We start from the raw sequence: 11140 nt of genomic DNA, 5'->3' as shown, positions 1-11140 counted from the left end.
CGAGGTGAATCATGTGCGGAATCGTCGGAGCAAGCGGCCTGAACAATCAGGTGCCGCAACTGGTCAATGCGCTGAGCCGGCTCGAATATCGCGGCTACGATTCGTGCGGCATCGCCGTGCAGCGCGACGGGCGCCTGCGCAGCGAACGCACGCTGCGACGCGTGACGGACCTGCAGGATCGCGTGCTGACGCTCGGTCTCGAAGCGCAGACCTGCATCGCGCATACGCGCTGGGCGACGCACGGCGCGCCGTCGGAAATGAACGCGCACCCGATCATGTCGGGCGACACGATCGCGGTCGTGCACAACGGGATCATCGAGAACCACGACACGCTGCGCGCCGAGCTGCGTGAGCGCGGCTACACGTTTCGCGGGCAGACCGACACCGAAGTCATCGCGCACCTGATCCACAGCCTCTATCGCGACGACCTGTTCGACGCGGTCGTGCGCACCGTCAAACGGCTGCACGGTGCGTACGCGATCGCGGTGCTCGGCGCGCGCGAGCCGCAGCGCCTCGTCGCCGCGCGCGCCGGCTCGCCGCTCGTGATCGGCATCGGCGCCGAGCAGAACTACCTCGCGTCCGACTGCGCGGCGCTCGGCGACCTGACCGACCGCTTCGTGTACCTGGAGGACGGCGACGTCGCGCTGATCACGCCGGAGCGCATCGCCGTGGTCGATGCGGGCGGACAGGAAGCGCGGCGCCCGTTGTGTGAAGTGAAGGCGCGCGCGGACGACGCCGCGCTCGGGCCGTATCAGCACTTCATGCAGAAGGAGATCTTCGAGCAGCCGAAGGCGATCGACAGCACGCTCGACGGGATCGACACGATCTCGCCGGCGCTGTTCGACGCGACGGAAGCCACGCGCGGGCTGCTGTCGCGGGTCAGAAGCGTGCTGTTGCTCGGCTGCGGCACCAGCTACTACGCGGGCCTGACCGCGAAATACTGGCTCGAAAGCATCGCCGGCGTGCCCGCGCAGGTCGAGATCGCCAGCGAATTCCGCTACCGCGACACGGTGGCCGATCCGCGCACGCTCGTCGTCGGCATCTCGCAGTCGGGCGAAACGGCCGACACCATCGGCGCGATCGAGCAGGCGCGCGCGATGGGCCAGGAACTGTCAATGGCGATCTGCAACGTCGCGACCAGCACGATCGCGCGCAATGCGCCGCTGCGGTTCCTGACGCGGGCCGGCATCGAGCTCGGCGTCGCATCGACCAAGGCGTTCACCACGCAGCTCGTCGCACTGTTCGTGCTGACGCTGACGCTCGCGCAGCTGCGCGGCCGGCTCGATGCCGCGCAGGTCGCGACGCACCTGAAGCAGTTGCGCGCGCTGCCGGATCGCATCGGCCACGCGCTCGCGCTGGAAACGCAGATCATGGGCTGGGCCGCGAAGTTCGCCCGCACCGAGAACGCGCTGTTCCTCGGCCGCGGCATCCATTTCCCGATCGCGCTGGAAGGCGCGCTGAAGCTCAAGGAGGTGTCGTACATCCATGCGGAAGGCTATGCGGCCGGCGAACTGAAGCACGGGCCGCTCGCGCTCGTCACGAGCGCGATGCCGGTCGTCACGATCGCGCCGGACGACCGTCTGTTCCAGAAGCTGAAATCCAACATGGCCGAGGTGCGCGCGCGCGGCGGGCGGCTCTACGTACTGGCCGGCAATCAGCTCGAAATCGACGCCGACCGCGACACGCACCTGATCCGCGTACGCGAATCGGGCGACCTGCTGTCGCCGATCGTCAACGTGATCCCGCTGCAATTGCTCGCCTATCACGTCGGCTGTACGCGCGGCGCCGATGTCGACAAGCCGCGCAACCTCGCGAAATCGGTGACCGTCGAATGAAGCGGCGAATGCGTCCGGCGCAGACGGTCATGCGGCTGGCCGCGGCCGTGCTCGGCGGCGCGTGCGGCGTCGGCGCGGTGTCGCCGTTTGCCTTTGCCGGCGCGCCGGCCGTGCATACGGTCACCGTGCCGAGCGCCCCGTCGCCGCAGGACACCGGCGACCCGCGACGCTTCATGCACGGGATCGGCGTGGCCGACGCCGGCGACGGCAAACGCTGGGTGTTCTTCAGCAGCTCGGGCATCGTGCCGCGCGGTGCGCTGCGCAGCGGCAACTGGCCGCATGACGTGTACGTCGGCGAATGGCAGCCGGACAAGCCGCGCGTGCTGCACGTCCGTACGTTCATCAGCCGCCCGGAGGCGCAGGAACCCGTGTCGATCGCGCAGAATGCACACGGCGACATCTTCGTCACGTTCGAGGACGGCTGGAACACGTCGCAGGAAGTCAGCCAGCGCTACGGCATCTACCGCCGCGACCTGAAGCCGGTCAAGCCCTACCCGAACGACGTCGAATCGGGCGGTCATTCGGGGCACGTCGCGACGGTCGCCGACCGCTTCGTCGTGTTCTATTCGACCGACTGGGTCAACGGCGGCGGTGTCGACAACCTCGGCAGCGGCAACGGCGTGTACCTGAAAACCTACGACGCGGCCGGGCGCGTGCTGAACCACGTCGCGGTCGCGCCGCATCGCCGCGAGTGGTGGCCCGTGATCGCGGGCTCGCCGCGCAACGCGCTGCTCGTGTGGCAGAAGTTCATCGACGGCAGCACGGACGCGACACTCGAATACGCGATGTTCGATCCGGTCACCGCGAAGCTGGAAAAACTCGGCTCGCTGAACGACGCGATCCAGTATTACGTGTATTCGGCCGCCTATGTGCCGGAGATCGACCGTTTCATCGTCGTCACGACGACCGCGGACGATCGCGGCGTCGCGATGCTGATCGCGCCGGACGGCCGCCGCACGGCGACGCTCGATTGCCTGCCCGCGTCGGTGCGCGAATCGGGCATCGGCGTCGCCGGCACACATGCGTATGTGCCGACCCGCGACGGGCGGCTGCTGACGCTCGCGCTGGCGCCGGCGAACATGGCGGTGAGCGGCGTGCAGCGCTCACCCGTTCCGTGGGGCTCGACCGGCGTCGCCGGTTTCCCGGCGCGCGGCACGGCGATGCATTTCGTGTCACTGACGCCGTCGGGGATGCGCGAAGCCGATTTCGAACCGGCGCGCGACACGCCGATGCCGAAGAACGAAGTGTCGTGTTCGAGTCATTGAAGGCGGGCGCGTCACGCCATGTCGCGGGCGCGGGCAGATCGCGTGCCGCCACCGTGCCTGTCGTTTTCCCCGTCCGGATCGCGCGACGACGCGCCCTCGCCCCGTCACGCGCCCGGTAGTCGGGCGCCGGCGCGTGCTGGTCCAATCATCGCCGCCGCGCGTTTCCCGCGCCGAATTCGCCAGCGCCGCCCGTACCGGATAGACTGTCGCCCGATTCCTTCCATCGGCCGCGGCGTCCCGCCTCCTGCCGCCGCCGGAACGCCCTTTCCCGGAGAACGAATGCTGAAGCGCCAGTGGTTTTCGCTTGTGCTGCTGACGGTTTGCCTGCTCGGGCAACGCGCGTCGGCCCAGTCCACGCTCGAACTCGACACCGACGGCACGGCCCGCGCCGTCACCCGCCAGACGCTGCTCGCCCGTACGGACGCGACCGACATCCACGTGCCGCGCGACATCGCGTACGGCCGGCCGATGACGTTCCGCGCCGTGCCGTTCGCCGCGCTGCTCGGCGACACGCCGCTGCCGGCCGACGGGGTGCTCGAAACGCGCGCGGCCGACGGTTTCGCCGCGCAACTGCCGCTCGATCTCGTGCGCCGCCGCGCGCCGGCCGGCGCGATCCCGTGGCTCGCGATCGAGGATCCGGCCCATCCGTGGCCGAAACTGCCCGGCAAGCAGGTCAGCGCGGGGCCGTTCTATCTCGTGTGGCTCGGGCCGGACGCGTCGTCGGTGCGCGGCGAGCAGTGGCCGTACCAGATCGTGCGCATCACGATCGAATCGTCGCCGCTCGCGCGCTGGCCGTCGCTCGCCGTCGACGCCGCGTTGCCCGCGAACGATCCGGCCCGCGCGGGCCAGCACCTGTTCGTCACGCAATGTCTCGCGTGCCACCGCATCGACGGCGCGGGCAGCAGCCACGCCGGCCCCGACCTGAACACGCCGATGAATCCGGTCGACTACTTCCAGCCGGCCGCGCTGCGTCGCTACATCCGCAACCCGGCGTCGGTGCGCGACTGGCCGGGCCGCAGCATGCCGGCGTTTCCGCCCGATCAGCTGAGCGACCGCGAACTCGACCAGATCGTCGCGTATCTCGCGTACATGGCGCGGCGCAACGCGGGGAAGTAACGCGGGCCACCCCGGCCGCACCCGTCGCGCTTACGCTTCCTGCGCGCTCTGCAGCACCGCGCGCAACAGCACGTCGGCGCCGGCCGTCGCCCATTCGGGCGTAATCGCTTCGGCCTCGTTGTGGCTCAGCCCGTCGACGCACGGCACGAAGATCATGCCGGTCGGCGCGACACGCGCGACATAGCATGCGTCGTGGCCCGCGCCGGACACGATGTCCATGTGCGACAGCCCGAGCGAGCGCGCCGCGTCGCGCACCGTGTCGATGCAGCGTGGCGCGAACGGCACCGGTGCATACGTGAAGATCTGCTCGATCTGCGCGCCGAGGCCGGTTTCGTCGGCCACGCGCGCGAGCTCCGCGCGCAACGCCGCGTCCAGTTCGTCGAGCACCGCATCGTCGGGATGCCGGAATTCCACCGTGAAAAAGCAGCCGCCCGGCACCGTGTTGCGCGAATTCGGCCGCGCCTCGATCATGCCGACCGTTGCGCGCGCATCCGGTGCGTAGCGGCGGCCGAGCACTTCGACGAACGAGATCATCCGCGCCGCGCCGACCAGCGCGTCGCGGCGGAACGCCATCGGCGTCGTGCCCGCGTGCGCGTCGACACCGGTGAGCGTCACCTCGTACCAGCGCTGCCCCTGCCCGGCCGTCACGACGCCGATCGTCTTGCCGGCCCGTTCGAGAATCGCGCCCTGCTCGATGTGCAGCTCATATGCCGCGTGCACCGGATAGCCGCCGACCGGCTCCGCGCCCGCGTAGCCGATCCGTTCGAGCTCCTCGCCGATCGTCCGGCCCGCGCCGTCGGTGCGCGACAGCCCATATTCGAGCGTATAGACGCCCGAGAACACGCCGGCCGACACCATCGCCGGCGCGAAGCGCGAGCCTTCCTCGTTGGTCCAGATCACGACGTCGAGCGGACGCTCGGTCTCGATGCCCGCGTCGTTCAGCGCGCGCACCACTTCGAGCCCGCCGAGCACGCCGTAGATGCCGTCGTAACGCCCGCCGGTCGGCTGGGAATCGGCATGCGAGCCCGTCATCACCGGTGCGGCGTCGGGACGGCGACCGGCGCGGCGCGCGAACACGTTGCCCATCCGATCGACGCGCACCGTGCAGCCGGCTTCACGCGCCCACTGCACGAACAGGTCGCGCGACTCGCGGTCGAGGTCGGTCAGCGCGAGACGGCACACGCCGCCCTTCGGCGTCGCGCCGATCTGCGCCATCCGTTCGAGCGACGCCCACAGGCGGTCGCCGTCGACGCGCGGCATGCTTGCGGGAGCGTCACGCATCGCCGTTCTCCGGCGCGGGTTGCAGCGCATAGCGGAAATCGCAGCGCTTGCCGCCCTGCATGATCGTGCTCGTGCGCGTGAGCGCGATGTCCGGCGCATAGCCCTGGATGAAATAGCTGTCGCGCGCGCAGCTCAGCAGGTGCCCGATCTCGCCGAGCCCCATCGCGTGATACATCTCCGCGTAACTGCAGCGATGCACGTCGTAGTCGTAGTGCGCGTCGTCCGCGCGCCGCACCTCGACGTCGAGCGCATCGTCCTTCTCCCACAGCACCTGCAGCGCGATGAACGATTTCACGCTCGTGCCGTCCGGCTCCTGCGCGGCGAACGTCCGGCCCGCGTCGACGGCCGCGCCGCGCACGGCTTCCGCGATCACGGCCTGCGCGCGCTCGGCGCCGAACTCGCGCTTCATGATCTCGTAGATCGGCTTGATGATTTCCGCTTCGATGCGGCGCCGCGCGAGGATCCCGAGGCGCGAGTCCTCGGGGGCGGCGGCGGATGTCTGGTTCGCTTCGGTCATGGGGATCGTGTTGGTCGTTTTGTCGTTACTTGGCTGCGGTGCGCGAGCCGCCGAGCACGTCGACGACGGCCCACTTGCCGCCGCGCACCTGGTAGATCGTGAAGGCCGGGTCCTTCAGGTTGCCTTCGGCGTCGAACGCGATGCGCCCCGTCACGCCGGGCCGGTCGATCGCGCGAACGGCCGCGACCAGCTTCGCCGGCTGGGTCGTGCCGGCCTTCTGCGCGGCCGCAATCAGCGTGGCGGCCGCGTCGTACGCGAACGGCGCATGCAGCTCGATCGGCGCATGAAAACGGGCCTGGTATTGCGTGTCGAACGCCTTGCCGCCCGGCATCCGGTCGAGCGACAGGCCCGGTTCGAGCGCCGTCACGCCGTCGCCGTCCTTGCCGGCGAGCGACAGGAAGGTCTGGCTCACGAAGCCGCCCGCGCCGAGCAGCGGCGCGTTCACGCCGAGCTGGCGCATCCGGCGCGCGATCGGCGCGGCTTGCGCGTCGAGGCCGCCGAAGAACACGAGATCCGCGCGCTTGCCCTTGATCGCGGTCAGCACGCCGCTGAAGTCGGTCGTCTTGTCGTTCACGTACTGACGATCGACGATGGTCCCGCCGTTCGCCTGCACGCCCTTGATGAACTGCTCGGCCAGCCCCGCGCCGAACGACGTGCGATCGTCGATCACCGCGATGCGCTTCGCCTTCAGCGTCTTCACCGCGTACGCACCGGTGAAATGGCCGCCCGCATCGTCGTGACCCATGATGCGGAACGCCGTCGCGTAGCCCTGCTGCGTGTATTGATGGCCGGTGGACGCCGGCGCGATCTGCGGAATGCCCGCATCGCGGTACACGCGCGACGCCGGCACGCTGCAGCCCGTGTTCCAGTGACCGACGACGCCGATCACGTGCTGGTCGACGAGTTGCTGCGCGACCGCGACGGCCGTGCGCGGGTCGGACTGGTCGTCGGCCGCGACGAGCTTGTAGACGACCGGCTTGCCGCCGATGGTCGGATGCTTCGCGTTCGCGTCGTCGATCGCGAGTTGCGCGCCGTTCTGCAAGTCCTTGCCGATCCGCGCGGACGGGCCGGTGAGCGGCGCGGCGAGACCGATCAGGACCGTCTGCGGAGCGGACTGCGCCAACGCGGGAACGGAGGCGACCAGGGCGGCCGCCGAGAAGGCGAGGCTGGCGGGGAGGAAAGCGATTTTCATGTGCGGGGACCGGTCAATCGGATCAAAAACATGAAAAATATTAAATATTTGACATTCAAACCCCAAATATCCAATTGTTGGATGCTTATGCCGTTCTCCACACATTAGCGTATATCTTTGTAAATACGGGATATTTTTGTGTTGTCGCTTACCCTGACTTTTCGATAAAATTCGATACATGAAAAATATCGAACAATTGCCGCACGATCCACCGCTGCGCGCGGTGCGTGCGTTCGAAGCATTCGCGCGTCTCGGTTCGGTCACCGCGGCGGCCGGCGAACTCGACATCACGCCGTCGGCGGTCAGCCATCAGCTGCAACTGCTCGAAGCGTTCATCCAGACGCCGCTGACGGTACGCGAAGGCCGGCTGCTTGCGCTCACCGACGAAGGGCGCGACTACTACCGGTCGATCAGCGCGGCATTCTCGGTGCTGCGCAGCGCGACGCGCTTCGTGCGCGACCGTTCGTCGCTGCGCCAGATCACCGTCAGCCTGATTCCGCTGCTCGGCATCGGCTGGTTCATTCCCCGGCTGCATGCGTTCCTGGCCGACAACACCGACGTCGACGTCACGGTGCTGTACGCGCATCACCGCAACTACCGAAGCGATGCGTCGGATCTGTCGATCCGCTTCGGCACCGGCGACTGGCCCGGCTATCGCTGCGAGCGGCTGCTGCCGGGCGCGATGGTGCCGATGTGCAGCCCGTCGTTCCTGAAGCGTCACGGGCCGTTCCGCACGCCGGCCGATCTCGCCCGCGCGCCGCTCGTGCATGACGAGGATCGCAGCACGTGGGTCAACTGGCTGCAGGGCGCCGGCGTGCGGCACGTGTCGCACGCGGTGGGGCCGATGTTCGAGGATGGCCAGCTCACGCTGAGCGCCGCCCGCGCGGATCTCGGCGCCGCGCTGCTGCGCGCGCCGCTGGTCCAGCGCGAACTGGCGAACGGCGAGCTCGTGCAACTGTTCGATCACGCGCTCGACGACGGACGCGACTACTACCTGTGCACGCGCGAGGACGCGGACATGCCGGACGGGGCGCGGCGGCTGGCGGCATGGTTGCGGGAGATGGCGGGGATTTGAGCGGGGTGTGCCCCGCCTGCCGAACCGGGAATCGGTATTCGCTTCGGACAGGCGGCGATCCTGCATTTACGCGGCCGCATGTCGATGATGGCTGCGTCAAGTCAGGGAGGTTGCAATGCCCACCATCCCGGTCGACCTGTTGGATGACCAGCATGCCGCGTTGAGCATCATCGCAGGGGCCAGGGACCGCCCCCGCGCCGAAATCATCGGCGACGCAATCGATGCCTGTATCACGCGACACGGACACACACTTGTCAACAATGGGTTCGGTCTACGGAAGGGGCGCGAGATTGCCGGCCAGGAGGACCTGCGTTCGGAATGGTGAAGGCATGTACAGCCTCTGCCCCGCCCGAATTGCCTTCGGCCCCCGCCAATCAAGGGCCGGAAGCAGATAGAAAATCCCGATGCCGCGGATTGAAACAAGCAATTTCACAAGCTCAGGGTGAACCCGGATACTGGCAACACTCCACTCACCACTGAAGAAAAGGAATTGTCCAGATGCCGATCATCAACACCCAAATCAAGCCGTTCAAGGCAACCGCTTACCACAACGGCGATTTCGTGCCCGTCTCGGAAGAGAACTTCAAGGGCAAGTGGTCCGTCGTCGTGTTCTACCCGGCCGACTTCACGTTCGTGTGCCCGACCGAACTGGGCGACCTCGCCGACCGTTACGCGGAATTCCAGAAGCTGGGTGTCGAAATCTACGGCGTGTCGACCGACACGCACTTCACGCACAAGGCCTGGCACGACACGTCGGACACGATCGGCAAGATCAAGTACCCGATGATCGGCGACCCGACGCTCACGCTGTCGCGCAACTTCGACGTGCTGATCGAGGAAGAAGGGATGGCGCTGCGCGGCACGTTCGTGATCAACCCGGAAGGCGAGATCAAGCTGTGCGAAATCCACGACAACGGCATCGGCCGCGACGCAGGCGAACTGCTGCGCAAGGTCCAGGCGGCGCAGTACATCGCGGCGCACCCGGGTGAAGTGTGCCCGGCCAAGTGGACGCCGGGTGCGGAAACGCTGACCCCGTCGCTCGACCTGATCGGCAAGATCTGACGATCGCTCCGCGCGCCTCGCACGAGGCGCGCGACGGCGGGCCACGCACTGCGCGCCCCGCCCCCTCCTCCGGCACGACCTGCCCGACCAGCATAATCAATACGGAATCCGAAACGCCATGCTCGACGCCAATCTCAAGAACCAACTCAAAGCGTACCTCGAAAAAATCACGCGCCCGATCGAACTCGTCGCCTCGCTCGACGACAGCGCGAAATCGCAGGAACTGCTGGCGCTGCTGAACGAGATTGCGTCGCTGACGGATCGCGTGACCGTGACCGAACGCCGCGACGACGCCGAGCGCAAGCCGTCGTTCTCGATCGGCGAGCCCGGCAAGCCGGCCGGCATCCGTTTCGCCGGCATCCCGATGGGCCATGAATTCACGTCGCTCGTGCTCGCGCTGCTGCAGACGGGCGGCCATCCGATCAAGCTCGACGACGACGTGATCGAACAGATTCGCGCGCTCGACGGCGACTACGCATTCGAAACGTTTTTCTCGCTGTCGTGCCAGAACTGCCCGGAAGTCGTGCAGGCGCTGAACGTGATGTCGCTGATCAACCCGCGCATCCGCCACGTCGCGATCGACGGCGCACTGTTCCAGGATGAAGTCGAGTCGCGCCAGATCATGGCCGTGCCGACGATGTTCCTGAACGGCGCGTCGTTCGGCCAGGGCCGCAGCAGCGTGAAGGAAATCCTCGCGAAGCTCGATACGGGCGCCGGAGAACGCGCGGCGAAGTCGCTCGAAAACAAGCCGGTGTTCGACACGCTGATCGTCGGCGGCGGCCCGGCGGGCGCGGCTGCTGCGATCTACTCCGCACGCAAGGGCATCGCGACGGGTGTCGTCGCCGAGCGTTTCGGCGGCCAGGTGCTGGACACGATGGCGATCGAGAACTTCGTGTCGGTGCAGGAAACCGAAGGGCCGAAGTTCGCGACCGCACTCGAGCAGCACGTCAAGCAGTACGACGTCGACATCATGGACGTGCAACGCGCCGACGCGCTGATCCCGGGCGACGTGCACCAGATCCGTCTCGCGAACGGCGCGGTGCTGAAAGCGAAGACGATCGTCCTCGCGACCGGCGCACGCTGGCGTGAAATCAACGTGCCGGGCGAGCGCGAATACCGCAACCGCGGGGTCGCGTACTGCCCGCACTGCGACGGCCCGCTGTTCAAGGGCAAGCGGGTCGCGGTGGTCGGCGGCGGCAACTCGGGCGTCGAGGCCGCGATCGACCTCGCCGGCATCGTGAAGGAAGTCACGCTGATCGAATACGGCGCGCAACTGCGCGCGGACGAAGTGCTGCAACGCAAGCTGCGCAGCCTGCCGAACGTGACGATCGTCACGCAAGCGCAGACGACCGAACTGACCGGCGACGGCAGCAAGCTGAACGGGCTCGTCTACAAGGATCTGCGTTCCGGTGAAACGAAGCGCGTCGACCTCGAAGGCGTGTTCGTGCAGATCGGCCTCGTGCCGAACACCGAATGGCTGAAAGGCACGGTCGAACTGTCGAAGCACGGCGAGATCGTCGTCGATGCGCGCGGCGCGACGTCGGTGCCGGGCGTGTTCGCGGCCGGTGACGTGACGACGGTGCCGTTCAAGCAGATCGTGATCGCGGTCGGCGAAGGGGCGAAGGCGTCGCTCGGCGCGTTCGACCACCTGATCCGGCAGGACGTGGCGGCGCCGGCCGCCACCGCGCAGCCGCGAGTCGAAGAAGCGGTCGCCGCCTGACGGACGTCAGCCCGACGGCAAACAGTTTGTCTCTCTTGGCCCCGCATGCTTTGGTCGGCGTGCGGGGCCCTTTTTAT

General features: G+C 67.8%; 10 protein-coding genes. 7 read left to right on the top strand and 3 right to left on the bottom strand.

From position 1 onward, the window contains the following. Positions 1 to 11: 11 nt before the first annotated feature. The 3 genes from glmS to KU887_RS17620 all read left to right on the top strand — a co-directional run bounded on the left by glmS (position 12) and on the right by KU887_RS17620 (position 4216). Positions 12 to 1835 carry a glutamine--fructose-6-phosphate transaminase (isomerizing) gene (gene glmS / locus KU887_RS17630; protein WP_258256923.1) on the top strand — a complete coding sequence of 608 codons (1824 nt, stop codon included), beginning with the start codon at positions 12 to 14 and terminating at the stop codon, positions 1833 to 1835. A gap of 8 nt (positions 1836 to 1843) precedes the next feature. Next, entirely contained in the window at positions 1844 to 3100 is a 1257-nt protein-coding gene (locus KU887_RS17625; RefSeq protein ID WP_006495088.1) for a hypothetical protein, read from the top strand. Between the two features lie 279 nt (positions 3101 to 3379). Then, positions 3380 to 4216 carry a cytochrome c gene (locus tag KU887_RS17620; protein WP_006488689.1) on the top strand — a complete coding sequence of 279 codons (837 nt, stop codon included), beginning with the start codon at positions 3380 to 3382 and terminating at the stop codon, positions 4214 to 4216. Between the two features lie 30 nt (positions 4217 to 4246). On the opposite strand, the gene KU887_RS17615 is transcribed toward KU887_RS17620, so the two are convergent. From KU887_RS17615 to KU887_RS17605, 3 genes are read right to left on the bottom strand one after another with little or no spacing between them, the layout of a single operon-like run. Next, the gene (locus KU887_RS17615) at positions 4247 to 5497 is read right to left on the bottom strand and encodes a Zn-dependent hydrolase (protein ID WP_124632790.1); all 1251 of its coding nucleotides are present in this window, start codon (positions 5495 to 5497) and stop codon (positions 4247 to 4249) included. Beyond that, on the bottom strand, positions 5490 to 6014 hold the full coding sequence (locus tag KU887_RS17610; RefSeq protein WP_006488690.1) for an L-2-amino-thiazoline-4-carboxylic acid hydrolase: 525 nt from the start codon (positions 6012 to 6014) through the stop codon (positions 5490 to 5492). The genes KU887_RS17615 and KU887_RS17610 overlap by 8 nt, the downstream gene beginning before the upstream one ends. A 25-nt stretch (positions 6015 to 6039) precedes the next feature. Further along, a complete protein-coding gene (locus KU887_RS17605; protein WP_012493263.1) occupies positions 6040 to 7206 on the bottom strand; it encodes a branched-chain amino acid ABC transporter substrate-binding protein in 1167 nt (388 codons plus the stop codon). 178 nt (positions 7207 to 7384) lie between these two features. On the opposite strand from KU887_RS17605, the gene KU887_RS17600 reads away from it, so the two are divergent. The 4 genes from KU887_RS17600 (at position 7385) to ahpF (ending at position 11063) form a co-directional block, all read left to right on the top strand. Continuing rightward, positions 7385 to 8281 (top strand): LysR substrate-binding domain-containing protein, encoded by an 897-nt coding sequence (locus tag KU887_RS17600; protein WP_006488686.1) that lies wholly within the window; start codon positions 7385 to 7387, stop codon positions 8279 to 8281. 115 nt (positions 8282 to 8396) lie between these two features. Further along, on the top strand, positions 8397 to 8606 hold the full coding sequence (locus KU887_RS17595) for a CopG family transcriptional regulator (protein WP_258256922.1): 210 nt from the start codon (positions 8397 to 8399) through the stop codon (positions 8604 to 8606). 173 nt (positions 8607 to 8779) lie between these two features. Continuing rightward, entirely contained in the window at positions 8780 to 9343 is a 564-nt protein-coding gene (ahpC, locus tag KU887_RS17590; protein WP_006488685.1) for an alkyl hydroperoxide reductase subunit C, read from the top strand. Positions 9344 to 9461: 118 nt separating this feature from the next. Then, entirely contained in the window at positions 9462 to 11063 is a 1602-nt protein-coding gene (gene ahpF / locus KU887_RS17585; protein ID WP_006488688.1) for an alkyl hydroperoxide reductase subunit F, read from the top strand. The last annotated feature ends 77 nt before the right edge of the window (positions 11064 to 11140 follow it).

This window comes from Burkholderia sp. EMB26 (assembly GCF_024730645.1).
Lineage (GTDB): Bacteria > Pseudomonadota > Gammaproteobacteria > Burkholderiales > Burkholderiaceae > Burkholderia > Burkholderia cenocepacia.
This window is presented reverse-complemented; position numbering and strand designations above follow the sequence as displayed.

Coding starts and splice junctions, on each gene's coding strand:
- glmS (WP_258256923.1), top strand. CDS start 12: ATGTGCGGAATCGTCGGAGCAAGCGGCCTGAACAATCAGGTGCCGCAA.
- KU887_RS17625 (WP_006495088.1), top strand. CDS start 1,844: ATGCGTCCGGCGCAGACGGTCATGCGGCTGGCCGCGGCCGTGCTCGGC.
- KU887_RS17620 (WP_006488689.1), top strand. CDS start 3,380: ATGCTGAAGCGCCAGTGGTTTTCGCTTGTGCTGCTGACGGTTTGCCTG.
- KU887_RS17615 (WP_124632790.1), bottom strand. CDS start 5,497: ATGCGTGACGCTCCCGCAAGCATGCCGCGCGTCGACGGCGACCGCCTG.
- KU887_RS17610 (WP_006488690.1), bottom strand. CDS start 6,014: ATGACCGAAGCGAACCAGACATCCGCCGCCGCCCCCGAGGACTCGCGC.
- KU887_RS17605 (WP_012493263.1), bottom strand. CDS start 7,206: ATGAAAATCGCTTTCCTCCCCGCCAGCCTCGCCTTCTCGGCGGCCGCC.
- KU887_RS17600 (WP_006488686.1), top strand. CDS start 7,385: ATGAAAAATATCGAACAATTGCCGCACGATCCACCGCTGCGCGCGGTG.
- KU887_RS17595 (WP_258256922.1), top strand. CDS start 8,397: ATGCCCACCATCCCGGTCGACCTGTTGGATGACCAGCATGCCGCGTTG.
- ahpC (WP_006488685.1), top strand. CDS start 8,780: ATGCCGATCATCAACACCCAAATCAAGCCGTTCAAGGCAACCGCTTAC.
- ahpF (WP_006488688.1), top strand. CDS start 9,462: ATGCTCGACGCCAATCTCAAGAACCAACTCAAAGCGTACCTCGAAAAA.